23 protein-coding genes and 2 tRNA genes are annotated in these 24,308 nt (G+C 70.8%); 11 read left to right on the plus strand and 14 right to left on the minus strand.

Annotated features, from left to right (window positions below; translation table 11 throughout):
* From IEX69_RS17245 to IEX69_RS17270, 6 genes are all read right to left on the minus strand, one after another.
* Positions 1-1,254 (minus strand): benzoate/H(+) symporter BenE family transporter, encoded by a 1,254-nt coding sequence (locus IEX69_RS17245; RefSeq protein WP_085019050.1) that lies wholly within the window; start codon positions 1,252-1,254, stop codon positions 1-3.
* Entirely contained in the window at positions 1,184-2,461 is a 1,278-nt protein-coding gene (gene clpX, locus IEX69_RS17250) for an ATP-dependent Clp protease ATP-binding subunit ClpX (protein ID WP_085019049.1), read from the minus strand. The genes IEX69_RS17245 and clpX overlap by 71 nt, the downstream gene beginning before the upstream one ends.
* A 163-nt stretch (positions 2,462-2,624) precedes the next feature.
* Entirely contained in the window at positions 2,625-3,311 is a 687-nt protein-coding gene (locus IEX69_RS17255; RefSeq protein ID WP_085019048.1) for an ATP-dependent Clp protease proteolytic subunit, read from the minus strand.
* 40 nt (positions 3,312-3,351) lie between these two features.
* Positions 3,352-3,945 carry an ATP-dependent Clp protease proteolytic subunit gene (locus IEX69_RS17260; RefSeq protein ID WP_085019047.1) on the minus strand — a complete coding sequence of 198 codons (594 nt, stop codon included), beginning with the start codon at positions 3,943-3,945 and terminating at the stop codon, positions 3,352-3,354.
* A gap of 251 nt (positions 3,946-4,196) precedes the next feature.
* Positions 4,197-5,555, minus strand: coding sequence for a trigger factor (gene tig, locus IEX69_RS17265; RefSeq protein ID WP_085019046.1), 1,359 nt, complete (start codon positions 5,553-5,555; stop codon positions 4,197-4,199).
* 63 nt (positions 5,556-5,618) lie between these two features.
* Positions 5,619-5,693: transfer RNA gene (locus tag IEX69_RS17270), tRNA-Pro, on the minus strand.
* A gap of 135 nt (positions 5,694-5,828) precedes the next feature.
* Between IEX69_RS17270 and IEX69_RS17275 the strand changes: the two genes are divergently transcribed.
* Both IEX69_RS17275 and IEX69_RS17280 read left to right on the plus strand, forming a co-directional pair.
* A tRNA-Gly gene (locus IEX69_RS17275) sits at positions 5,829-5,899 on the plus strand.
* A 64-nt stretch (positions 5,900-5,963) separates the two neighbouring features.
* Positions 5,964-6,419, plus strand: coding sequence for a hypothetical protein (locus IEX69_RS17280; protein WP_085019045.1), 456 nt, complete (start codon positions 5,964-5,966; stop codon positions 6,417-6,419).
* Positions 6,420-6,486: 67 nt separating this feature from the next.
* On the opposite strand, the gene IEX69_RS17285 is transcribed toward IEX69_RS17280, so the two are convergent.
* Positions 6,487-7,956 (minus strand): DUF4190 domain-containing protein, encoded by a 1,470-nt coding sequence (locus IEX69_RS17285; RefSeq protein WP_157127127.1) that lies wholly within the window; start codon positions 7,954-7,956, stop codon positions 6,487-6,489.
* Between the two features lie 184 nt (positions 7,957-8,140).
* Here IEX69_RS17285 and IEX69_RS17290 point away from each other — a divergent pair, with 184 nt between their 5' ends.
* The 4 genes from IEX69_RS17290 to IEX69_RS17305 all read left to right on the plus strand — a co-directional run bounded on the left by IEX69_RS17290 (position 8,141) and on the right by IEX69_RS17305 (position 10,461).
* The gene (locus IEX69_RS17290) at positions 8,141-8,584 is read left to right on the plus strand and encodes a hypothetical protein (protein WP_229756447.1); all 444 of its coding nucleotides are present in this window, start codon (positions 8,141-8,143) and stop codon (positions 8,582-8,584) included.
* 6 nt (positions 8,585-8,590) lie between these two features.
* Positions 8,591-9,394 carry a nitroreductase family protein gene (locus IEX69_RS17295; RefSeq protein WP_085019043.1) on the plus strand — a complete coding sequence of 268 codons (804 nt, stop codon included), beginning with the start codon at positions 8,591-8,593 and terminating at the stop codon, positions 9,392-9,394.
* Complete coding sequence (locus tag IEX69_RS17300; RefSeq protein ID WP_085019042.1) at positions 9,391-9,882, plus strand: hypothetical protein; 492 nt, start codon at positions 9,391-9,393, stop codon at positions 9,880-9,882. The genes IEX69_RS17295 and IEX69_RS17300 overlap by 4 nt, the downstream gene beginning before the upstream one ends.
* 93 nt (positions 9,883-9,975) lie before the next feature.
* A complete protein-coding gene (locus IEX69_RS17305) occupies positions 9,976-10,461 on the plus strand; it encodes a Dps family protein (RefSeq protein ID WP_085019041.1) in 486 nt (161 codons plus the stop codon).
* An 86-nt stretch (positions 10,462-10,547) separates the two neighbouring features.
* Here IEX69_RS17305 and IEX69_RS17310 read toward each other — a convergent pair whose 3' ends face one another.
* From IEX69_RS17310 to IEX69_RS17330, 5 genes are read right to left on the minus strand one after another with little or no spacing between them, the layout of a single operon-like run.
* Positions 10,548-12,020, minus strand: coding sequence for an amidohydrolase (locus tag IEX69_RS17310; protein ID WP_085019040.1), 1,473 nt, complete (start codon positions 12,018-12,020; stop codon positions 10,548-10,550).
* The gene (locus tag IEX69_RS17315) at positions 12,017-12,676 is read right to left on the minus strand and encodes an FMN-binding negative transcriptional regulator (protein WP_085019039.1); all 660 of its coding nucleotides are present in this window, start codon (positions 12,674-12,676) and stop codon (positions 12,017-12,019) included. The genes IEX69_RS17310 and IEX69_RS17315 overlap by 4 nt, the downstream gene beginning before the upstream one ends.
* A gap of 4 nt (positions 12,677-12,680) precedes the next feature.
* On the minus strand, positions 12,681-13,682 hold the full coding sequence (locus IEX69_RS17320) for an Fpg/Nei family DNA glycosylase (protein ID WP_085019038.1): 1,002 nt from the start codon (positions 13,680-13,682) through the stop codon (positions 12,681-12,683).
* Between the two features lie 3 nt (positions 13,683-13,685).
* Complete coding sequence (locus tag IEX69_RS17325) at positions 13,686-14,174, minus strand: ribose-5-phosphate isomerase (protein ID WP_085019037.1); 489 nt, start codon at positions 14,172-14,174, stop codon at positions 13,686-13,688.
* Between the two features lie 9 nt (positions 14,175-14,183).
* A complete protein-coding gene (locus IEX69_RS17330; RefSeq protein ID WP_085019036.1) occupies positions 14,184-15,764 on the minus strand; it encodes an AMP-binding protein in 1,581 nt (526 codons plus the stop codon).
* Between the two features lie 63 nt (positions 15,765-15,827).
* Here IEX69_RS17330 and IEX69_RS17335 point away from each other — a divergent pair, with 63 nt between their 5' ends.
* A complete protein-coding gene (locus tag IEX69_RS17335; RefSeq protein WP_174604414.1) occupies positions 15,828-16,625 on the plus strand; it encodes a DUF4184 family protein in 798 nt (265 codons plus the stop codon).
* 15 nt (positions 16,626-16,640) lie between these two features.
* Here the strand turns inward: IEX69_RS17335 and IEX69_RS17340 are convergent, their stop codons facing one another.
* Positions 16,641-17,564 (minus strand): NAD(P)-dependent oxidoreductase, encoded by a 924-nt coding sequence (locus IEX69_RS17340; RefSeq protein WP_085019035.1) that lies wholly within the window; start codon positions 17,562-17,564, stop codon positions 16,641-16,643.
* A 17-nt stretch (positions 17,565-17,581) separates the two neighbouring features.
* The gene (locus tag IEX69_RS17345) at positions 17,582-18,217 is read right to left on the minus strand and encodes a mycothiol-dependent nitroreductase Rv2466c family protein (RefSeq protein ID WP_268235440.1); all 636 of its coding nucleotides are present in this window, start codon (positions 18,215-18,217) and stop codon (positions 17,582-17,584) included.
* A gap of 97 nt (positions 18,218-18,314) precedes the next feature.
* On the opposite strand from IEX69_RS17345, the gene pepN reads away from it, so the two are divergent.
* From pepN to IEX69_RS17365, 4 genes are read left to right on the plus strand one after another with little or no spacing between them, the layout of a single operon-like run.
* Positions 18,315-20,858, plus strand: coding sequence for an aminopeptidase N (gene pepN / locus IEX69_RS17350; RefSeq protein ID WP_085019034.1), 2,544 nt, complete (start codon positions 18,315-18,317; stop codon positions 20,856-20,858).
* Between the two features lie 9 nt (positions 20,859-20,867).
* The gene (locus tag IEX69_RS17355) at positions 20,868-21,950 is read left to right on the plus strand and encodes a mechanosensitive ion channel family protein (protein WP_157127125.1); all 1,083 of its coding nucleotides are present in this window, start codon (positions 20,868-20,870) and stop codon (positions 21,948-21,950) included.
* Positions 21,947-22,348: a globin gene (locus IEX69_RS17360; protein WP_085019033.1), complete on the plus strand. Its 402-nt coding sequence runs from the start codon at positions 21,947-21,949 to the stop codon at positions 22,346-22,348. The genes IEX69_RS17355 and IEX69_RS17360 overlap by 4 nt, the downstream gene beginning before the upstream one ends.
* Before the next feature lie 49 nt (positions 22,349-22,397).
* On the plus strand, positions 22,398-24,056 hold the full coding sequence (locus IEX69_RS17365; RefSeq protein ID WP_085019032.1) for an FAD-binding dehydrogenase: 1,659 nt from the start codon (positions 22,398-22,400) through the stop codon (positions 24,054-24,056).
* The last annotated feature ends 252 nt before the right edge of the window (positions 24,057-24,308 follow it).

The raw sequence follows: 24,308 nt of genomic DNA on the forward strand, positions 1-24,308 counted from the left end.
CTACGGCTTCGCGGGCTCCTCGGTCGCGCGGCGGCGCCTCCAGGGGAAGGCGGCCCACAGCATGATGAGGGCGCCGACGACCAGTCCCCAGAACGCGGACCCGATCCCCAGGATCGAGACGCCGGAGGCGGTCACCAGGAACGTGGCGATGGCGGGGATGCGCTGCCCCGGCTCCTCCAGCGCGTTGCCCACCGCGGTCACGAGTGCGCCCAGCAGCGCGAGACCTGCGACGGCGGTGATCAGCACCGGTGGGGCGGCGCCGATGAGCGCGGTGGCGACGCCCGCACCGAGACCCAGCACCACCCATCCGATGCCCGCCGTGAACGACGCGATCCAGCGCTTCGAGCGGTCGGGATGCGCATCCGGGCCGGCCATGATGGCCGCCGTGATCGCGGCGAGGTTGAGCGCATGGCCACCGAAGAACGACCCGACCGCGGTCGCCGCACCCGAGGTGACGAGCGCCGCACGAGGCGGCACGGTGTAGCCGAAGGTCGACATGACGGCGAAGCCCGGCACGTTCTGGCCGGCCATGGTGACGATGAACAGCGGCAGCCCGAGACCCACGATGACCAGCGGGTCGAAGGATGGGAGGACGAACTGCAGCGACGGGGCCACGTGCGCCTGGTCGAGCCAGCCCGTCCCGGCGCTGACGAGGATGGCGATCACGGCGGTGAGCATCGCAGCAGGCACGGCCCACCGGGGCGCCAGCCGGAACAGCACCAGCCAGACGCCGATGACGGGCAGCGCGAGCCACGGCACCTGGACGGCGGCCGTGATCGGCGCGACGCAGATGGGGAAGAGGATGCCGGCGAGCATCGCCCCGGCGAGCGGCCTCGGGATGCTCGTGATGGCCCGACCGAGGGCCGGCCAGAGCCCGCACAGCACGATCAGCAGGCCGCACACGAGGAAAGCGCCCACGGCCGCCCGGAAGTCGCCGGTGGTGGCCGAGGCGGCCACGAGCAGCGCGGCACCGGGTGTCGACCAGGCGAACGAGATCGGGATGCGGAACCGCCAGGCCAGCCCGATGCAGCACAGCCCCGTGAGCACGCTCAGGACGAGGAGCCCGCTCGATGCCTGTTCCGGCGTCGCGCCGACGGCCTGGAGCCCCGCGATGACCAGGACGAACGACGACGCGAACCCGGTGATGACCGAGACGAGCCCGGCCGCGATGGGCTGGAGCAGGTTACGCCGACTTCTCTTCGCGGCGCGCGGTCCGCGGGACGATCGTCGGCGCCGCGTTCGCGACCACGGCATCCTTCGTGACGATCACACGCGCGACCTCGTCGGTGGACGGCACCTCGAACATGATGGGGCCGAGCACCTCCTCCATGATCGCGCGGAGACCGCGGGCGCCCGTCTGCCGGAGGACGGCGAGGTCGGCGATCGCCTCGAGCGCCTCCTGCTCGAACTCGAGCTGCACGCCGTCGAGCTCGAACATGCGCTGGTACTGACGCACGAGCGCGTTGCGCGGAGTGGTGAGGATCTCCATCAGCGCCTCCTGGTCGAGCGGCGTCACCGTGGTGACGACGGGGAGGCGCCCGATGAACTCGGGGATGAGCCCGAACTTGTGGAGGTCTTCCGGGAGCACCTCGCTGAAGAGGTTGACGTCCTCCCGCTTGGAGTGCAGCGGCGCGTTGAAGCCGATGCCGCGCTTGCCCGCCCGCTGGGAGATGATCTCCTCGAGCCCCGCGAAGGCGCCCGCCACGATGAACAGCACGTTCGTCGTGTCGATCTGGATGAACTCCTGGTGCGGATGCTTCCGCCCGCCCTGCGGCGGGACGCTCGCCACGGTGCCCTCGAGGATCTTCAGCAGCGCCTGCTGCACGCCCTCGCCCGACACGTCGCGCGTGATCGACGGGTTCTCCGCCTTGCGGGCGATCTTGTCGACCTCGTCGATGTAGATGATGCCGGTCTCGGCGCGCTTGACGTCGTAGTCGGCGGCCTGGATCAGCTTGAGGAGGATGTTCTCGACGTCCTCCCCCACGTAGCCCGCCTCGGTGAGGGCGGTGGCGTCGGCGACGGCGAACGGGACGTTCAGGCGCTTCGCGAGCGTCTGCGCCAGGTAGGTCTTGCCGCAGCCGGTCGGGCCGATGAGGAGGATGTTGCTCTTCGCGATCTCGACCTCGTCGGCCTTGGCCTCGGCCGAGACGATCGCGCTGCGCGCCCGGGTGCGCTTGTAGTGGTTGTAGACCGCGACCGAGAGCGCGCGCTTCGCGGCGTCCTGCCCGATCACGTACTCCTCGAGGAACTGGTAGATCTCCTTGGGCTTCGGCAGCTCGAACTCGCTCGCCGCCTCCTCGCCCGCCTCGGAGAGCCGCTCCTCGATGATCTCGTTGCACAGCTCGACGCACTCGTCGCAGATGTACACGCCGGGGCCAGCGATGAGCTGCTGCACCTGCTTCTGGCTCTTGCCGCAGAAAGAGCACTTCAGCAGGTCGGCGCTCTCACCAATGCGTGCCATCGCACGGCCTCCTCACGCTTGCGGTTCCATGAAGCCTAACCCGAACCCCGGACGGTCACGGGCATCCACGCTCTATTCGCCCGCATTCGCGCCGAAGGGCGCATCCCGGAGCGGACTCCTGGATGCGCCCTTCGGCGTGTGCGCCAGCGGACGGCGGGTCTGGTCAGCCGACCAGGGCCGGGACGTTCTTCCGGCTCGCGAGCACCTGGTCGATGAGGCCGTACTCCAGCGCCTCGTCGGCCGACAGGATCTTGTCGCGGTCGATGTCCTTGTTGACCTGGTCGATGGTGCGGTTCGAGTGGGTCGAGAGGGTGGTCTCGAGCCACGTGCGCATGCGCAGGATCTCGCGGGCCTGGATCTCGATGTCGGACGCCTGTCCCTGACCGGCCTGGCCCACGGCCGGCTGGTGGATGAGGATGCGGGCGTTCGGCAGGGCGAGGCGCTTGCCGGGGGTGCCGGCGGCGAGGAGCACCGCGGCGGCGGAGGCCGCCTGGCCGAGGCACACCGTCTGGATCTGCGGACGCACGTACTGCATCGTGTCGTAGATCGCGGTCATCGCGGTGAACGAGCCACCGGGAGAGTTGATGTACATCTCGATGTCGCGGTCGGGATCCTGCGACTCGAGCACCAGCAGCTGGGCCATGATGTCGTCGGCCGAGGCGTCGTCGATCTGCACGCCGAGGAAGATGATGCGGTCCTCGAACAGCTTGGCGTAGGGGTCCTGGCGCTTGAAGCCGTAGGCGGTGCGCTCCTCGAAGCTCGGGAGGATGTAGCGGCTCGACGGCATCATGCCGGCGGCAGCCGCCGCCTGGCCTGCGTCGCCCGCGGAACGGAAGGTGGGGGTCTCCATTGCAGTTCTCTCTTCTGAGGTCGTGTCGTTCGGGTGCGGGTCAGGACTGGGGCTCGTCGGTGCCGCCGCCGCCCACGACATCCGTCGCGAACTCGCGCACGTGGTCGACGAATCCGTACTCCAGGGCCTCCTGCGCGCTGAACCAGCGGTCGCGGTCGCCGTCGGCGTTGACCTGCTCGACGGACTTGCCCGTCTGAGCCGCGGTGATCTCGGCGAGGCGCTGCTTCATGCTGAGGATGAGCTGTGCCTGCGTCTGGATGTCGGACGCGGTGCCGCCGAAGCCGCCGTGCGGCTGGTGGAGCAGGACGCGCGCATTCGGGGTGATGTAGCGCTTGCCCTTGGTGCCGCTCGTGAGCAGGAACTGCCCCATCGAGGCGGCCATGCCGATGCCGACGGTGACGATGTCGTTCGGCACGAACTTCATGGTGTCGTAGATCGCCATGCCGGCCGTGATCGAGCCGCCGGGCGAGTTGATGTAGAGGTAGATGTCGCGCTTCGGGTCCTCGGCAGCGAGCAGCAGGATCTTCGCGCAGATCTCGTTCGCGTTGTCGTCACGCACCTCGGAGCCGAGCCAGATGATGCGGTCCTTGAGCAGTCGGTCGAAGACGCTGACGGGGAAAGCCTGATCGGCCATGTGTAGTCGCTCCCATTCACTTTCAGTGCTCTGAATCTACTGGGCCCGCCCCCTCCCCGGGCCCCTGTTCGCCGTCGGCAGAGCGTGTGCGCCCGCACCTCCCCGGGCTTTGTCCACCTTTCCGTCGCGAATCGGGCGAAACGCGACGGAAAGGTGGACAAAGCCGGGGTGGGCGGGGCGGGGCGGGAACGACGGAGGGCCGCCCCGCGGTGTGCGGGACGGCCCTCCGGATGCGCGGGGCGCGCAGGGCGTCAGTGCGAGTGGCCCTCGTGGTCGTGGTCGTGACCCTCGTGGTCGTCGTCGGCGTCGAGCAGGTTCTCGCCACCCGTCTCGCGGGCCAGCTGCGTGAACTCGGACAGGTCGACGGCCTTGCCGTTGGTGTCGGTGACCTTCGCCTTGTCGAGCACGATCGCGAGCGCCTTGTTGCGGGCGACCTCGGCCACCATGGCGGGGATCTGGTTCGACTCGGAGAGGAGCTTCACGAACTCGTTCGGGTCCATGCCGTACTGGGCGGAGGACTGCACGAGGTACTGGGTAAGCTCGTCCTGGCTGACCTTGACCTCCTCGCGGTCGACGACCGCGTCGAGCAGGATCTGCGTGCGGAAGGTCTTCTCGCTCGACTCGGTGACCTCGGCGCGGTGCGTGTCGTCCTCGAGGCGGTTCTCGCTCTCGAGGTGACGGTGCACCTCGTCCTCGATGAGGGCCGGCGGCACGGGCACGTCGACCTGCTCGAGCAGGGTCTCGACGATCCTGGTGCGTGCCTCCGACGCCTGGCCGAAGGCCTTCTGGCTCGCGACCTGCTCCTTGAGGCTGGTCTTCAGCTCGTCGAGGGTGTCGAACTCGCTCGCGATCTGCGCGAAGTCGTCGTCCGCCTCCGGCAGCTCGCGCTCCTTGACGGCGTTGAGGGTCACGCTGACCTCGGCGTCGCGGCCGGCGTACTCGCCCCCGAGCAGGGGCGCGGTGAACGTGGTGCTCTCGCCCGCGGTCAGGGTGTCGAGGGCCTCGTCGATGCCCTCGAGGAGCTCGCCGGAGCCGATCTCGTAGGAGATGTTGGAGGCGGTGTCGACCTCGACGTCGTCGACGGTGGCGACGAGGTCGATCTGGGCGAAGTCGCCGGTCTTGGCCGGGCGGTCGACCGTGACGAGGGTGCCGAAGCGGGTGCGGAGGCGCTCGAGCTCGGCGTCGACGTCCTCGTCGGACACGTCGACCGGCTCGACCTCGACGGCGAGGCCCTCGTAGTCGGGGAGGTCGATCTCGGGACGCACGTCGACCTCGATCGCGAGCTCGAGGTCGCCGGAGAAGTCGGCGGCCTTCGGCCACTCGACGATGTCGGCCTGCGGACGGCCGAGCGGGCGGAGCTCGTTCTCGGAGACGGCCTGGCGGTAGAACGTGTCGATGCCGTCGTTGACGGCGTGCTCGAGCACGGCCTCCTTGCCGACACGCTGGTTGATGACGGGCGGCGGCACCTTGCCCTTGCGGAAGCCGGGCACCTGGATCTGCGCGCCGATGTGCTCGTACGCGTGGTCGATGCTGGGCTTCAGCTCCTCGGGCGTCACCGAGATGGCGATCTTCACCCGGGTCGGGCTCAGCTTCTCGATCGTGCTCTTCACGATTGGTGTCTCCTGGATCTTCCGGCGGCCTGCGGTGCCCACGGGCCTGATGTGGTGAACGTGTCGGGGCGACAGGATTCGAACCTGCGACCTCCCGCTCCCAAAGCGGGCGCTCTAGCCAAGCTGAGCTACGCCCCGGTCGCCCGGATGAGCGGGCCGGTGACCCGCTCCGGTTCACGAACTGCGACGTGCTCCGGCGAAATGGCCTCCGCAAGTCTACGGCATGCCACGCCGTGTACTACGATGTTCTGGTGCCCGGGCGTATGCCCGCACGGGGATGTAGCTCAATGGTAGAGCCTCAGTCTTCCAAACTGATTACGCGGGTTCGATTCCCGTCATCCCCTCCCTAGTGTTGATCCCGAGACCGTAGTTCCACTTTCAGTAGAAGCGTCGAAGGGATCACGATCGATGACCACTCCGAGCCCGACAGCAGGCCCGACCTCTGGCCCCGCTCCCCGCGGACGCTGGAAGCGCCCTGCCTACCTGGTCCTCGTCGTCGCCGCCTTCGCGGTCGTGGTCGCCGTCTGGTTCCACACCCCCACCGTGGAGGTCGAGTCCGGTTCCGCGGACGGCGGGTACTCCACGGCGACGTGCGCGAACGCAGGGCCCTCGCGGTTCGACTCTCCCACCGTTCACCGGGGCCAGGAGGTCCGCTCCGACCCGGCCATGGAGACGTTCAACACGCAGGTCATCAAGAACGACATCGAGTCGCTCCGCGTCGACCTCGCCTGCGACCAGGCCCGCGACGGGCACACGAACACCCTGATCGTCACGACCTTCGCCGCCGGAGCCGCCCTGCTGTTCGGCTACGCCGGGCTCTGGCGTCGGCGCGCCGGCGCGGTGCCACCGACGCCTGTGTCCTGATCGCACGAAGGGGGCGGCCGCGCGATGCGGTCGCCCCCTTCGGTGTCTCCGGGTCAGCTGTCGCCGGTCAGAAGGTGAAGACCGTCGACTGGTAGGAGAAGCCGGGACTGGTGTCGTAGGTGATGTCGGTCGGATCCGCGACGGACCAGGCCTCCTTGAAGGTCACGGAGGCGCCGGGCGCGATCGGGTCGGTCGGCGGGAGGACCTCGAGGTCCTGGCTGGGGTCGGCGATCAGCGACGCGTCGGTCCCCTTGGAGGTGACGGTCGACAGCACGAACGGGGTGAGCTCGGTGCTGCTGCCGTTCGTGATGGTGATGGTCACGACGATGTTCGCGGCCTGGTCCGCTCCGACGGTCGAAGCGGACGGGGTCAGCGGAGCCGGCGTCGAGACCGTCATCGTCACCCCGTCGTCGTACTCGACCTGCTGACCGAACTTGGCCGTGATCACGTCGTCGGACGGGATGGGGTCGGGCGTCGAGGTGAACGGGTCGTCCTCATCGGTCGGCAGCGGCGCCGGGGTGACGGTGTAGTTGTCGAAGTCGTCGAACGCGTCGTTGATCGGCGCCACGACGAGCACGTTGACGTAGATCACCTGCATCACGATCGCGGCGATGATCGCCACTCCGGAGACGATCGTCCCGATGAGGGCCATCGTCCTGCGGACGTTCTTCACGATCAGGCCGACGATGCCCAGGATCAGTCCGATCACGCCGAAGAACACGCCTCCCCAGCCCGCGAACGGCACGAACGCCAGCAGGAACCCGAAGATGCCGACGATCATCGCAGCGAGCCCGAAGCCGTTGAACCTGCCCCCTGGCGGCACCGGCGGCGCACCGTAGGGTGCAGGCGGTTGCCCGCCGTACCCGCCGGCGTTCACCGGCTGCCCGTAGCTCGGCGGAGCGCCGGGCGGCGTCGACCCGTAACCCGGGCCACCGGGCGGCGTCGACCCGTAACCCGGGCCACCGGGCGGCGTCGAGCCGAAGCCACCCGACGGAGGCACCGGTGCGGTGGGCGGAACGGGTGCAGGAGGAGGAGTGGGCGCGGACCCCGGCACGGACGAACCGTAGCCGACCGCGGGCGGAGCGGGCGGGACCGAGCCCGGAGTGCTCGAGTACGGCGTGGTGGGCGGGGGCGTCGAGAAGGAGGGTGCGGTCGGCGCTGTCGGCGGCGCGGGGTCGGTGCCGGCCTCCTCCGCGGTGATCCGCTCGGTCACCGCCTCGTCACGCGCGACCGGGTCGCTGTCGGCGACGACATCCTCGACCACGATCGCGTCCTCGGGGGCGTCCTCGGGGGCGTCCTCACGGCCAGCCGGCTCGGAGACGGGCGGCTCGGACACCGGCACGTCGGCGGGCGTCGGATCCTCAGCGGCACTCGGCTCGGCCTTACCGCTGGCCTCCGGCCCCGTTTCCGGCTCGGACGGCTCGGCTGGCTCGGACGGCTCGGACGGCTCGACTGGCCCGGACGGCGCCGGGGCACCCGGATACGGCGGCAGTTCGGGCGCCGGAGCCGCGGGCGCCGACCCGATGCCGTCGGGCATCGGCGGGACCGGCGGCACCGCGTCTCCCGAGGGGGTGCTACCCTCCTCCGATCGGCGGGGTGGCGTGGGTTCCTGTGGATTCGTCACTCTCCGAGTCTGGCACTCGCGTCGAGCCGATGCCACCCTTCCGGGGGCGAGTCCATCCCCCAGGGCGAACCCGCCCGGACCCCGTAGGGTGAGGCACGTGCACCGGGAACGTCACCAGGAGCGTCAGCACCGAATCCCGCGAGAGGCCCTCGCGCGGACGCGGCGACGGCAGACCCGCGCCCGCGCGCATCCGCTCTTCATCGCCGCCACGGTGAGCTACGCCGCGAACTGCGCCCTGGGCACCGCCGTCGCCACGGGCCGAGTGCACACGGGCCGCGCGCACTGGGTGCACCACGCGCTGTACATCTGCACGAGCACGCTCGCGGCGGCCGCGGCGAGCTCGCTGGTCTGGAGTCGCAGCCGGGCCGGCTGGGCACTGCTCCCGGCCGCGATCCCGCTCGTCGCGATCCCGACGGTGAGCGCTCGCACCCGCGGACACGTGCGCATCGCGCTGAGCGCGGCGCCCTTCTTCCTCGGCGCGCTCCTCGCGTCCCTCCGGGAGAGGGAGAACGGGAACATCGAGAACAAGAGGAAGAGGTAGCACCGCATGGATTTCCTCGACGTCGTCAGGCGCCGCAAGACCACCAACGGCCCGTTCCTGCCGGACCCCGTCCGCCCGGAGCATCAGCGCCTCCTGATGGAGGTCGCCGGCCGAGCGCCGTCCCAGCTCAACAGCCAGCCCTGGCGGTTCGTGATCGTGGAGAACCGCGACACCATCGAGCGGGTCGCCGAGATCAGCGGATCGAGCATGACGGAGGCGATGTCGAACGGCACCTTCTTCGAGCGCTACAAGCCGTACTTCCGGTTCAGCGCCGAGGAGATGCGCGAGAAGCGGAGCGGGATGCTCTTCGACCGCCTCCCCGCCGCGCTGAAGCCCTTCACGAAGCAGGTGTTCACACCCCGCGGCCAGAAGATGATGAACACCTTCCGCGTGCCGCAGACCCTCGGCGAGGAGAACCGGAAGCTGGTCGCCGGGTCCCCGCTGCTCCTGGGTGTGATGCTCGACCGCAGCGAGTACCGACCGGGCGAGCTGTCGTCGTTCTACTCGGTGTTCAGCATGGGCGCGGCGATGGAGAACGTCTGGCTGACGACGGTCGAGCTCGGGATGGGGATCCAGTTCGTGTCGTTCCCCATGGAGGTGCCGGGCAAGTGGGCGCTGCTCGAGGAGCTGCTGCGGGTGCCGCCCGAGCTCGAGCTCATGGCCGTCTACCGGCTCGGATACGTGCCCGTCGAGCAGCGGCGACCCGCCATCGACTGGTCCAGTCACGAGCGCAAGCTCGCCTCCCAGTATGTTTTCCGTGAGACCTGCGAGACCCCTCAGCAGGGATGGGACGATCCGGAGGACCGATGACCGATCACCTGCGCAGCGACGACTTCGACGACACCGAGTTCTCGGGAGAGCCTGCGATCATCGCCGCTCCGTGGTCGACGAAGGCCGCGTTCTGGCTGTGGCTGACCGAGGCGCTCATCGCGGTGATCAACGGCGTGCTCGTGCTGGTCTTCGGGCCGACGCTCGCCGCCGGTCTCGACCCCGACCTGGCAGCGACCACGGCCGGCGTCGCGATCGGGTTCGGCATCCTCCTCATCGTGGCGGCCCTCTTCCGCGCGCTGTGCGCGGTGTACGTGCTGCGCGGGCGGACGTGGGCCAAGTACACCCTGACCATCCTGGGCGTCATCGGCGTGGGCTCGGCCCTGACCCAGGTGACCACGGCCCCCGGGACCACGATCGCCTCGGTGCTCGTCACCATCGCCGCGATCGTCTTCCTCTACCTGCCCGACTCCAACGCCTACTTCCGCAGGATCTCGGAGGAGCGGCTGGCCGGGAAGGCCCGAGGATAGCCTCCCCTCAGAACGGTTTAGCCGAGCCTTCGCTTGCTTGCGAGGAATTCTCCGCTGAGTAGCGTGGTTCCTACGCGAAGGAAGGACCGAACAATGAGCGAAGTCATCGTCACCCCGAAGAGCACCACCAACCCCGACGTCGCCGCGGCGGCCGCCCAGTTCCTGAGCCCCGTCGTGATCGAGCTCCAGGCTCTCGCCGTCAACGGCAAGCAGGCGCACTGGCACGTGCGCGGCGCGAACTTCATCGGCGTGCACGAGCTGCTCGACGACGTGGTCGACCACGCGCAGGCCTACGCCGACCTCGCCGCGGAGCGCGTCGTCGCCCTCGGCCTCCCGGTCGACGCCCGCATCCAGACCGTGGCCGAGAAGACCACCGCGAAGCCCCTCAGCGCCGGCTTCCACAAGTCGGACGTGGTCATCGCCCAGGTCATCGACCAGATCGACACCGCGCTCGCGGCCGTGAACAACGCGGTCAAGGAGCTCGACGAGATCGACCAGACCAGCCAGGACGTCGCGATCGAGATCGCCCGCGGCCTCGACAAGGACCGCTGGTTCCTCTTCGCGCACATCTCGGAGTGATCTGACGCTCCCTCCGAAGGGCGTGCATCCACGATGGGTGCACGCCCTTCGTCGTCCTGCCGGCGCCGTCCCAGGGCGGATGCGGTCTATCCGCGGTGGGTGATACGGCCCGCCAGCATGGTGAGGGCCACCGACATCGCCCGCAGGCGGTCGCCCGTCGCATCGGTCGCGGCGGCCCGGGGATCGTCGGCGACCACGACGAGGTCGGCGGGGTCGCCCGCCTGCGGCCGCACGCGCCCCACCCGGGCCGAGGCCGCGAGCGCCGCGTCGACGTCGATCGCCTGCTCCGGGTGCCACGGGGTGCGCCCGTCGCGAGCACGGGTCACGGCCGCCGCGATCGCGATCCACGGGTCGAGGGGAGCCACGGGCGCGTCGGACCCCAGCGCGAGCCGAGCGCCCGAGCGCACGAGGGAGGCGAGCGGGAAGGACCGCTCGGTCCGCCCGGACCAGTACCGGTCGGCCACGTCGCGATCGTCCATGGCGTGCTCGGGCTGGACGCTGGCGGTGACGCCGAGCGCCGCGAACCGCGGCACGTCGGAGGCGGTGAGCAGCTGCGCGTGCTCCACCGAGCCCGCGCACCCGGACGTCTCGAAGGCGTCGAGCGCGATCGTGCCGGCACGGTCGCCGATGGCGTGCACCGCGGCCCTCAGGCCGCCCGCGCGAGCCCGGGTGAGGAGGTCGACGAGCTCGTCCGGCGGCACCGTCTGCATCCCGCGCGCTCCCGCACCGTGCAGCCCGGGGTAGGGGTCGACGCAGTGGGCGGTCCGGGTGTTGAGCGAGCCGTCCGTGATCACCTTGAAGGGGCCGACCGTCACGAGGCCGTCCTCGTCGAGGGCGTCCCCCGTCCGCAGACCCTCCGCGATCGCGCGATCGAGGTGCTGGGGGTAGATGCCGACCTCGACGCGGTGAGCCGGCGGCGCCTCGGCCGCCCGCCTGCGCCAGTGTCCAGGACCCCAGGTCATCTCGAGATCGACGACCCCGACGACGCCCCTCGCGGCGGCGCGGCGTCCGGCCTGCGCGACCCAGCGGTCGAGCGTGACGTCGTCGAGGTCGTCGAGGGTGCGATGCACGGCGAAGGCGGCCTCCTCGCGTAGGAGGCCGTCGCCCTCGACGCCGAATCGGCGGAGGGCCGCGGTGCTGAGCCAGACGGCGTGGAGGTCGGCGCTCACGACCACGACGGGGACGTCACCGGCCACCGCGTCGAGGATGGCGGCGACGGGCGCGTCGGTCCACAGGGCGTCGCGGAAGCCGACCGCGACGAACGGTCCCTCGTCGTCGACCGGGCGCGAGCGCAGTCCCTCTCCGATCGCGGTCGCCGCGGCGAACGGGGACTCGGCAGCGCTCACGTCGAGCCGACGGGAGTAGGCGGCCCACTGCCCCAGGTGCACGTGGTTGTCCCAGAGGCCCGGGAGGAGGACGCCGTCCACCTCGAGCACCTCGTCGCCGTGTCCGTCGCCCGCGGCGACGATCCTCGTGATGACCCCCTCGGAGACCTCGACGTCGACCGGCGCCTCGGCACCGAGCAACCGTGCGCCACGCAGCAGCGTCGTGTCGGTCACGCGGGATCCCCTCCGCGGAGGCGCTCATGCGCGCGGCGCATCTCGGCCGCGAGCGCCGGCTGCGCGTAGGGCCCGTCGCCCTCCAGCTCGGCGAGCACGGTCCGGACGACCTCGTCGGGCTTGTTCTGGCTCAGCTTCGCCTTCGCCACGACCCGGGTCACCCGCAGACGGAAGCCGACGGTGCCGGCGCTGATGCGGTCGGCGTACTCCGAGTCGGCCAGGGTGCCGCGCATCAGTCGCGGCGACGCCTGCTCCCGCTCGAAGTGCTCGACGAGTCGCTCGAGCACCTCGAGGTTCTCGGCGGCCGAGAGGATCTCCGGCGTGCCGTAGAGGTGCGCGGTGACGTGGTTCCAGGTGGGCACCGAGGGGGTGTCGCCGTACCAGCCCGAGGAGATGTAGCCGTGCGGACCCTGCACGATCACGACGATCTCGTGCTCCCCCAGCTCATGGAGGCGCTCGTCGGGGCGTCCCACGTGCGTGACGAGCACCAGATCGTCGCCCGATCCGGCCCCCGGGGTCTCCTCGAGGAGGAACGGGTAGTGCGAGACGACCAGACCGTCGTCGGTGTGGCTGACCATGGTCGCCCACGGATGCTCGCGCACGAGTCGGGCGATCTCGCTGCGGTCGGTGAGCGCGAAGCTCGGGTTCTCCCTCACGCGATCACACCTGGTCCGTGGGGCACCAGTAGAGCTTGCGGGCGCCCATCTCCTCGAGCACGATGTTCGTGCCGCAGATCCGGCACGGCAGTCCCTCTCTCTTGTAGACCCAGTGGCGGTCGGCGCGGTTCGCCATCGCCTGGGCGAGCGCCTCGCCCGTCAGATCGTCGATGGTGAGCATCTGCCCCGTGCGCACGCCGATGTCGAGCAGGTGGACCCAGTCGCGCCAGAGCTCCCGCAGAACGTCCGCGGGCACCGCCCGACCGGGCGTGTGCGGGTCGAGACGAGCCCGGAACAGCAGCTCCGCGCGGTAGACGTTGCCGATGCCGCTGACGACCGACTGGTCCATGAGGAGCAGGCCGATCGGTGTGGGCTTCCGCGAAGCCGTCTCGACGAAGCGCCGCTCGCCCTCGTCGAGGTCGTCGACCAGCGGATCGGGCCCGAGCTTGGCGAGCACGGCCTCGACCTGCGGCGGATCGAGCACCTCGCACGCGGTGGGCCCACGGAGGTCGGCCACCGCGGTGTCGGTGAGGAGCCGCACGCGCACCTGTCCCACCGGCTCGGGCGGCCAGGTCTCGTACTCCGCCCCGGCCGACTCGCTCTCGGCCATCCGGAAGCGCGACCGGCGCGGCGCTCCGATGCTCGACACCGAGTCCTCCCCCGCCACGTCGTCGAGGTCGGTCCCCTCGTCGTCGGTCGGGTCGGTTCCGCGCTGGTTCGTCTGACCCATCCGGCCCGACGCGGAGCGAATCGTCGCATCCGTGGAGATGTCGCCGGCGAAGTCCCACGCCCCGTACATGCCCAGGTGCACGCGCAGCCAGCGGTCGTCGTCGAAGCGGAGGAACATCTGCTTGCCCACGGCCTTCGCCTCGACCATCGTGTGACCGTCGAGGAGCGCGGCGCCCGCGGCGAACCGGCCCTGGGGCGACGACGCGGTCACACGGTGACCGACGAAGTTCTTGGCGAACTGACGAGCGATGCGATGGACGGAATGACCCTCGGGCATGCGCTACTTCTCGATGACCTTCCCGGCGATCTCGCCGGTGGCCTCGTACTCGGCCAGCTGCGCGATGCGGCGCACATGGCGCTCCTCGAAGCTGAAGGGCTCGGCGAGGAACAGGTCGACGAAGTGGAGCGCCTCCTCCACGGTGTGCTGACGAGCGCCGATCGAGATCACGTTCGCATCGTTGTGCTGACGGGCGAGCAGCGCCGTGGCCTCGCTCCAGACCAGCGCCGCGCGGGCACCCTGCACCTTGTTGGCGGCGATCTGCTCCCCGTTGCCCGATCCGCCGAACACGACGCCGAGCGCCGCGACGCCGGCACGCTGGTCGTTCACGGTGGCCTGCGCGGCGTTGATGCAGAACGACGGGTAGTCGTCGATGGGGTCGTACTCGGTGGGACCGTGGTCGACGACCTCGTGACCGGCGGCGGTGAGGTGGTCGTTGATGGTCCTGCTGAACTCGAGGCCGGCGTGGTCGGTGCCGAGGTGGATGCGCATGGCACCAGCTTATTGCGCGGCTCGGAGGTCCTTCCGGAGGATCTTGCCCGACGTCGACTTGGGCACCACCTCGATGAACTCCACCGCGCGCACCTTCTTGTGCGGCGCCACGAGACCGGCCACGTGCGCCATCACCGCGGCCTCGTCGAGGTCGTCGTGACCGGCCGCCCGCACGACGAACGCCTTCGGGATCTCCTGCCCGTCCGCATCCGGCACCCCGATCACGGCGGCGTCGGCGATCGAGGGATGGGCGAGCAGCACGGCCTCCAGCTCGGCCGGGGCGACCTGGTACCCGTGGTACTTGATGAGCTCCTTGACCCGGTCGACGATCCGGAACGAGCCGTCCGCGAGCACGACGGCCACGTCGCCGGTGTGGAGGAAGCCCTCCGCGTCGATCGTGCGCGCGGTGTCGTCGTCGTGGCCGAGGTAGCCGAGCATGACGTTGGGGCCTCGCACGGCGAGCTCACCTGGTCGGCTCTCGCCCTCCGACGGGGTGTCGATGTCCTCGCCGGTCTCGAGGTCCACCAGGCGGCACTCCACGTTCGCGATCGGCACGCCGATGCCTCCGAGCGAGAGGTCGTCCCGCTCGGGCGGGATGACGTGGGAGACCGGGCTCAGCTCGCTCATGCCGTACCCCTGACGCACGCGCACGCCGAGACGCTCGGCGACCGCGCCCGCCAGCTTCTCGTCGAGAGGCGCCGCCCCGGAGAGCAGGGCCCGCGCGCTCGAGAGGTCGTACTCCTCGACGAGCGGATGCTTCGCCAGGGCGACCGCGATGGGCGGCGCGATGAACAGGTAGGTGCAGCGGTGGTCCTGGATGATCCGCAGGAACTCCGCCAGGTCGAAGCGGGGCATCGTCACGAGGCGAGCGCGCCGGGACAGTGCGAGGTCGAGCAGGACGGTCATGCCGTAGATGTGGAAGAACGGCAGCACGGCGAGGACGACGTCGTCCGACTCGACGTCGAGCACCGGGGTGCACTGCACGACGTTCGCGACGAGGTTTCGGTGGCTGAGCCGGACGCCCTTCGGGAAGCCCGTGGTGCCGGAGGAGTAGGGCATCACGGCGACGTGGGTCGCCGGGTCGATCCGGACCGACGGTGCGGCGGCCCGCTCCGCGAGGAGTTCCGCGAGGGACGGATGCCCGTCGGCTCCGTCGAGGACGATCACCCGATCCGCGGGGATCCCCGCCTCCTCCGCCGCGGGGCCCGACTGGGGCAGCAGCGGACCGACCGTGACGAGCATCGTCGCTCCCGAGTCCTCGAGCTGCCGAGCCACCTCGGCGGTCGTGTAGAGGGCGTTCACGGTGGTGGCCGTGGCACCGCTGCGCAGGATGCCGTGGAACGCGATCACGAAGGCGGGCACGTTCGGCGAGTGGAGCGCCACGACGTCGCCGGGGCCGATGCCTCTCGCCGCCAGTGCGCCGGCGAACGCCTCGATGCGCGCTCTGAGCTCACCGAACGTGGTCTCACCGCCGCTGACGCCGTCGATGAGCGCGACCCGGCCGGCGTCGTCCTCCGACAGGTCCGCGAACAGGAAGTCGAACACGCTGACGTCGGGGATGACCTCGTCGGCGTACGGGCTGCGCATCATGGCTCTCCTTCAGATCTCCATCGACCTTCCTGGCATCGTATTCCGGTCCGCTACGCTCCACCCGTGCCGTTCACGCCGAGTCACGCCGTCGTGGCGATCCCGTTCGCCCGGACGCCGCTGCCCGCCGTCGGCGTCGCCGCGGGCGCGATGGCGCCGGACCTGCCGATCTTCCTTCCCGGCGGCCACGGGTACTCCCTCACCCACCAGGCGCCCTTCTTCCCGCTCACCGGCCTCGCCCTCGGACTCCTCCTCGTCCTGGCGTGGCGCGTGCTGCTGCGTCCGTGGGCACGCGTGCTGATGCCCGCCGCGATCGCGGGCCGACTGCCCGAGGACTGGTCGGGGACCTGGCGGGATGGTCTCGACTCCCTGCCACGACAGGCGTCGGGTGCGGTGCTGCTCCTGGCCGCGATCGAGATCGGTGTCGTCACCCATGTGGTGTGGGATGCGTTCAGCCACGTCGGACGACTCGGCGCGCGTCTGCTGCCCGTCCTCGACGCCGATGGGCCCCTTCACGTTGCCTGGGCATCGTGGGTGCAGTACGCGAGCTCGGTGCTGGGACTCCTGGGGATCGTGATCTGGGCGACGCTGTGGCTCCGCCGGCGCCCGGCCCGGACCGTGCCTCTCGCGGATCCGCGACTCGCCGCCGCCGTCTGGGGCCTCGTCGCCGCCGCGGCGATCGTCGGTGCCGCCGTCGCCGCCGCACGAGCCGCGCTCGGCGGTGAGCCGTGGATCGACGTCGTGGTGGCCGTGCTCACGGGCGGGATCGGCGCCGCAGTTCTGGCGCTCGTGCTCGCGGCCGTGCTCCTCTCCCTCCTCGGCGTCGGAGCCCGACCCTCGGGAACGCGCCGCGACCCGGAGTAGAGCCGTCGGGCTCCCTCACCCCTCCGCGGGCGGCGCCGGCTCGAACGGTGGACGCGCCAGCGGTCCGCCGGACCTCTCCTCCACCAGCCGCGCGCCGAGCATCTCGCCGAGCGCGGGCCCGTAGCGGTCCAGCGCCGCGACGTGCACCCGCAGGCTCGCATCCAGCACGCTCGCCTCGACCTGCCCCGCGTCCGCGAGGGCGGCGACGGAGCGCAGCTCGTCGACCACCCGGTCGATCCCGAACTCGGGCATGAGATCTCCGGCCAGGACGTGGTCGACCTCGCGATCGAGGAACCGGCTCGCCCCGGGGCCGGTGCGCAGCAGCGCCGCGACCGCCTCGGGATCCAGACCGGCGGACCGCGCCACCAGCAGCGCCTCCGTCGTGGCGAGGGCCTGCGCGAACCAGAGCGCGTTGCCGAGGAGCTTCACGACGTGCGCGGCGGCGACGTCGGCGCCCGCTCTCCGGAGCTCGCCGCCGGCTCCGAGCCGCCGCAGGAGAGGGGCGATGCGCCCGACGGCCTCCGGGTCGCCGGCCACGACGAAGTCGAGCGACCCCGACCGCGCCTCGGCCGGCCCGCCGCTCATCGGCGCGGCCACCGACGCGATCCCTCGCGCTGCAGCACGCCCGGCGACCTCGGTCGCCACGCCCGGGTCGTTGCTCGTCAGGTCGAGCCAGACACCGCCCGGTCGGACGGCCTCGAGCAGCGACCCGTCGCCGCCCAGGGCCCCGGCGACCTCCGCCGGCCCGGGGAGGACGGTGACGAGGACGTCGAGATCGGAGAGGTCCCGCGCCTCCGTCGTCGCCCGGAGACCCTCGGGGAGCCCCGCGAGCGCGACGGGATCGACGTCGAGGGCGATCAGGTCCGCATCCTCGGCGCGGTGCAGGGCTCGCGCGATCGGTCCGCCCATGCGGCCGACGCCGACGATCCCGACGCGCATCCGGGACGCCCTCGCGCTCAGTCGAACTGCGGGTCGCGAGTGCGCGAGCGCTTGAGCTCGAAGAAGCCGTCGAACGAGGCGGCGGCCACGACGCCGTCCCACAGGGTGAGCGCCTGCTCGCCGCGGGGCGTCGGGCTGATCACGGGGCCGAAGAACGCGGTGCCGTTCACGGCGATGACCGGCGTGCCCACGTCGTTGCCGACGCGCTCGATGGCCGCGAAGTGCGAGGCGCGCATGGGCTCGTCGTACTCGTCGGTGTCGGCGTAGCGGGCGAAGTCGGCCGGGAGCCCGACCTCCTCGAGCGCTCCGGCGATCACGGCGTCGGCGTCGGTCGAGCCACCCGGGTGGATGCGCGTGCCGAGCGCGTCGTAGAGCGGCTTCACGATCTGCTGCCCGTGCAGCTCCTTCGCGGCGGCGACGAGGCGGGTGTACCGCAGCGCTCGGGGGAAGAACGCGCGGTAGGACTCGGACACGTCCTTGTCCTCGTTGAGCACGGCCAGGCTCATGATGTTCCAGGTGACGTCGAGGTCGCGATGAGGGGCGACCTCGTCGACCCAGCGGGAGGTCATCCACGCCCAGGGGCAGGAGGGGTCGAACCAGAATTCGACCGCGGTGGTTCCGGTCGCAACGGGAGCGGTGTTCTCAGAGGTCACCCACTCATCCTCGCACTAGGCTGGGCGGCGATGGCGCGGCGATCCCGTGTCCGTCGACGCCCACCGCATCCAGCAAGTACAAGGAGTGTGCGACCAAGTGCCTGGCGAGAACCTCACCCGCGACGAAGCCCGAGAGCGAGCCGAGCTGCTGGAGGTGAGGAGCTACGACGTGGTGCTCGACCTCACCACCTCGCCCGAGACGTTCCGCAGCACCACCACCGTCCGGTTCAGCGCCCGCGAGGGGGCCTCGACGTTCATCGACGCGATCACCCGCGCGGTCCACGGCGTGACGCTCAACGGCCGATCCCTCGACCCGGCCGTCGTCGCGGACGGCGTGCGCATCCAGCTCGACGGTCTGGCGGCCGACAACGAGCTCGTCGTCGACGCCGACATGATCTACACGAACACCGGTGAGGGCCTGCACCGCTTCGTCGACCCCGTCGACGACGAGGTCTACCTGTACTCGCAGTTCGAGGTCCCCGACTCGCGGCGCATGTTCGCCGTGTTCGAGCAGCCCGACCTCAAGGCGGAGTTCACCTTCACCGTGACGGCGCCCGACTACTGGGAGGTCGTCTCCAACTCCCCCACGCCCGAGCCCGTGCCCGGTCCCGACTCGACCGCCACCTGGACGTTCGAGCCGACGCCGCGCATCTCCTCGTACATCACTGCGCTCGTCGCCGGCCCGTACATCGTGGAGCGCAGCGAGCTCACCAGCGCCGACGGCCGGACCATCCCGCTCGGCGTGTTCAGCCGCGCCTCCCTCGCCCAGTACATGGACGCGGACTACATCTTCGAGAAGACCCGCGAGGGCTTCGCGTTCTACGAGGAGCAGTACGACTTCCCGTACCCCTTCGCGAAGTACGACCAGCTCTTCGTGCCCGAGTTCAACGCGGGCGCCATGGAGAACGCGGGTGCGGTCACCTTCACCGAGACCTACGTCTTCCGCTCCAAGGTGACGGATGCGGTGCGCGAGCGCCGCGTCGTCACCATCCTCCACGAGCTCGCGCACATGTGGTTCGGCGACCTCGTCACCATGCGCTGGTGGAACGACCTGTGGCTGAACGAGTCGTTCGCCGAGTACATGTCGACGCTGGCGACCGCCGAGGCCACGGAGTGGAAGGAGGCCTGGACCACCTTCGCCGCCATGGAGAAGAGCTGGGCGTACCGCCAGGACCAGCTGCCCTCGACCCACCCGATCGTCGCCACGATCAACGACCTCGAGGACGTCCAGGTCAACTTCGACGGCATCACCTACGCCAAGGGCGCCTCCGTGCTCAAGCAGCTCGTCGCCTGGGTCGGGCAGAAGGAGTTCATGGCCGGCGTCGCCGCGTACGTGAACAAGCACCAGTTCTCGAACACCGTGCTGAACGACCTCCTCGTCGAGCTCGAGGCCACGAGCGGGCGCGACCTCGCCTCCTGGTCGAAGCTCTGGCTCGAGACCGCGGGCGTCAACACGCTCCGTCCGGAGTTCTCGGTCGACACCGACCAGCGCTTCACCTCGTTCGCCGTGCTGCAGGAGGCCCCGGCCGACTACCCGACGATCCGCCCGCACCGTCTCGCGATCGGCTTCTACTCGCTGCAGGACGGCACGCTCGTCCGCACCCACCGCGAGGAGCTCGACGTCGACGGCGAGCGGACCGAGGTCCCGCAGTTCGTCGGCATGGAGCGTCCGGACCTGGTGCTCCTGAACGACGACGACCTCGCGTACGCGAAGATCAGGCTCGACGAGGCGTCGCTCGACGTCGCCATCGAGCACCTCGCGTCGATCGAGGACCCGCTCGCCCGCTCGCTGGTCTGGGGCTCGGTCTGGGACTCCACCCGCGACGCCGAGACCCGCGGCCGCGACTTCGTCCGGCTCGTGCTCGGCAACATCGCGACCGAGACGGAGTCGACGACCATCCGCACGGTCCTGGGTCAGCTCGTGCTCACGGCCACGCAGTACGTCGCGCCCGAGGTGCGCGACGAGACGGTCGCCATGGCCGCCACCTCGCTGTGGAAGCTCGCCCTGGCCGCCGAGTCCGGGTCGGACGCCCAGTTCCAGTTCGTCAAGGTCTTCGCGGCGCTCGCCGGCACCGAGGAGCAGCTCGAGAACGTCTCGCACCTGCTCGACGGCACCGTCGAGCTCGACGGACTCGACATCGACACCGACCTGCGTTGGGAGCTGCTCATCGCCCTCGTCGCCGGAGGCAAGGCCGGGGCCGACGAGATCCAGGCCACGCTCGACGCCGACAACACCGCATCCGGTCAGCAGTCGGCCGCGCACGCCCGTGCCGCGATCCCCACCGTCACCGCGAAGGAGGCGGCGTTCGCGTCGCTCGTCGACGTCGACACCGCCCCGAACGCGATCGTGCGCGCCACGGGCCTCGGCTACCAGCGCGCCGCCGATCCGTCGGTGCTCGAGCCGCTCGTCGCGCCCTACTTCGAGGCGCTGCAGCGGATCTGGGAGACCCGGAGCTACGCCATCGCGGCGTCGGTGATCAACGGGCTCTACCCCGCGCCGCTCGCGAACACGGCGCTCCGCGACGCGACGCTCGCCTGGCTCGACAAGAACCCCGAGCCGCCGGCGCTGCGCCGCATCCTGATCGAGAACCTCGCCGGAGTCGAACGGGCACTGGCCGCGCAGGCCCGCGACGCCCGGTAGGAGCGGCCTATGACGTGGGACTCCTTCTGGAGCGGTGTCGGGACCTTCCTCGAGACCTGGCGCATCCCGCTGACGATCCTGCTGATCCTCGTGGTGGCGGTGATCGGTCGCCTCATCCTGCTCTCGCTCGTGCGTCGTCTGGTCGACCAGGTCGTCCGGGGCGTCAAGCGGAAGCAGAACGTCACCGACACGCAGGCGCTGCAGGCGCAGGCGTCGCCGCTCGCCGCGGTGCGGGTGGTGCAGCGCACGCGGACGATCGGGACGGTGCTCACCAACGTCATCAACGTGACGGTGGTGGTCGTCGCGGTCGTGTGGATCGTGACGACGATCGACCCCAACATCCTCGGGTCGCTCGCCCTGCTCACCGCCGCCCTCGGCGCCGGGCTCGGGTTCGGTGCGCAGAACATCGTGAAGGACGTGCTGAACGGTCTCTTCATGGTCTTCGAGGACCAGCTCGGGGTCGGCGACGTCGTCGACCTCGGGCCGGCCACCGGCGTCGTGGAGCGGGTCGGCATCCGCATCACCACGGTGCGCGACGTGAACGGCACCCTGTGGTTCGTCCGCAACGGCGAGATCCTGCGGGTGGGCAACATGTCGCAGGGCTGGTCCCGGGTCATCATCGACCTCGCCGTGCCCTACGACAGCGACCTCGACGCGGTGCAGGACCGGATGCTCCAGGTGGCCGTCGACATGTCGGAGAGCGCCAAGTGGCGCTCGCGCATCCTCGAGCGCCCGGAGATCTGGGGGCTGGAGTCGATCTCGGCGGAGGCCCTGGTGATCCGCCTGGTCGTGAAGACGAGGAGCACGGCGAAGGACGACGTGGCGCGGGAGCTGCGCGCCCGGTTGAAGAGCGCGCTCGACGCCATGGGCATCACGCTGCCGTCGCTCAACACGGTCGTGCTGTCGGGGTTCGAGGAGGCGACGAGCGTCCGGGGTGCCCATCCGCCGAAGACCATGCCCGTCCCGGCGGGCGGTGACGCGGCCGCCGCAGGCCCGTCGACGACCCGCGCGCCGCGCGCGCCGCGCGGGTCGCGACGGCCGTCCAAGCCCGGAAAGGGCAGCAGCGCAGACACCGGAGGCGATGCCACGTGAGCGACGTCCCCGCCCTCCCCGGGCGATCGTTCTTCGACCAGGTCGGCGGACACGAGACGTTCGAGCGGCTCGTCCGCGAGTTCTATCGCGGCGTCGCCGACGACCCCGTCCTGGCGCCGATGTATCCGCCCGACGACATGGAGGGTGCGATCACGCGCCTGACGATGTTCCTCGAGCAGTACTGGGGCGGGCCGGGCACCTACAGCGAGCAGCGCGGGCATCCGCGTCTGCGCATGCGGCACATGCCGTTCAAGGTGAACCCGGATGCGCGCGACCGCTGGCTCGCGCACATGCGGGTCGCCGTCGACTCGCTGGCCCTGCCTCCGCTCGACGAGCAGATGCTCTGGGACTATCTCGAACGCGCCGCGCATGCCATGGTGAACACGTTCGAGGAGTGAGACCGCGGCCGCCACGGCCGCGCAGACGACGAGACGCGAAGGAGCGCTCATGGGTTCGACCAGCTCGACCGATGTCGTGATCGTGGGCGCCGGCCTGTCCGGCCTCGTGGCGGCGTGCGAGGCGCTCGACGCCGGGCGCCGGGTCACGATCGTCGACCAGGAGCCCCGCGCCTCGCTCGGTGGCCAGGCGTGGTGGTCGTTCGGCGGTCTCTTCCTCGTCGACAGCCCGGAGCAGCGCCGCATGCGCGTGCGCGACTCGCTCGAGCTCGCTCGACAGGACTGGTTCGGATCGGCCGGCTTCGACCGCCCGGAGGATGCCTGGCCGCGACTGTGGGCGGAGGCGTACCTCGACTTCGCCGCGGGCGAGAAGCGAGCGTGGCTGAGGTCGCTCGGGGTGTCGTTCTTCCCCGTGGTCGGCTGGGCCGAGCGCGGGGGCGGGACCGCGCGCTCACACGGCAACTCGGTGCCGCGCTTCCACATCACGTGGGGCACCGGCCCGGGGATCGTCGAGCCCTTCGCCGAGAAGGCGCTCCAGGCCGAGCGGGAGGGCCGCCTGAAGCTGCGGTTCCGGCACCGCGTCGACGAGCTCGTGACCGCCGACGGCACGGTCGTGGGAGTGCACGGGTCCGTCCTCGCCCCGTCCCCCGTGTCGCGCGGCGAGGCGAGCTCGCGCGAGGTGGTCGACGAGTTCACCCTCACCGCGGGGGCGGTCGTGGTCGCGTCGGGTGGGATCGGCGGAGACCACGACCTGGTCCGGCGGATGTGGCCCCCGCGCCTCGGAACGCCGCCGGAGCGCATGCTGTCGGGTGTCCCCGCCCATGTCGACGGCCGGATGCTCGGCATCGCCTCCGATGCCGGCGCCCACCTCATCAACGGCGACCGGATGTGGCACTACACGGAGGGCATCGAGAACCACTCCCCCGTCTGGGCGCGGCACGGCATCCGCATCCTCCCCGGCCCGTCGTCGCTGTGGCTGGACGCGACCGGCCGCCGCCTCCCTGTGCCCCTCTTCCCCGGGTTCGACACGCTGGCCACGCTGGAGCACATCCTCGCCACCGGTTACGACCACAGCTGGTTCGTGCTCACCCAGAAGATCATCGAGAAGGAGTTCGCGCTCTCCGGCAGCGAGCAGAACCCCGACCTGACCGGCCGCGACCTCGGGCTCCTGGCCCAGCGGGTCCGTCCGGGCGCCCCCGGTCCCGTGGAGGCCTTCAAGGACCGCGGCAGCGACTTCGTCGTGGCCGACTCCCTGTCGGAGCTGGTGAAGGGCATGCAGGCGCTGGAGCCGTCCGGGCCCCTCTCGGCCGAGGCCGTCGTGGCGGAAGTGGAGGCGCGCGATCGGGAGATGGCGAACGACTTCACCAAGGATGCGCAGATCACCGCCCTGCGCGGGGCACGCAAGTACCTGGGCGACCGGCTCATCCGCGTGGCGTCACCGCACCGCCTCCAGGACCCGGCGGCCGGGCCGCTCATCGCCGTGCGACTGCGGGTGCTCACGCGGAAGACGCTCGGCGGCATCGAGACCGACCTCACGGGTCAGGCGCTGTCCGCCTCCGGGGCCCCCGTGCCGGGCCTCTACGCCGCGGGCGAGGCCAGCGGCTTCGGCGGCGGCGGCATGCACGGCTACCGCTCCCTCGAGGGCACCTTCCTCGGCGGCTGCCTCTTCTCGGGCCGCACCGCCGGCCGCGCCGCCGCCCGCTCCCTCTGACCCCGCCCCGCGGCGTGCCGAGCGCGTCGACACGCGGGAAGGCGCCCTTCCCGCGCCGTTCAAGGGGCGTGTTCTCGCCACTCGGTGGGAGGCGGCGAGCTCACCTCGAACGCCGTCCGACGGAGTGAGCGTCGAAAGGTACCGTCAGCCGCCGCATGGCGCGATAGACGCCGCATGTGCGCTCTGACGCGACCTTTCGACGGCCACCCTCCGCCGCCACGCACCGCCGCCCGCGCCGCCCCTCCCCGTGTC

Origin of the sequence: Cnuibacter physcomitrellae (assembly GCF_014640535.1) — a bacterium.
Taxonomy (GTDB): Bacteria; Actinomycetota; Actinomycetes; order Actinomycetales; family Microbacteriaceae; genus Cnuibacter; species Cnuibacter physcomitrellae.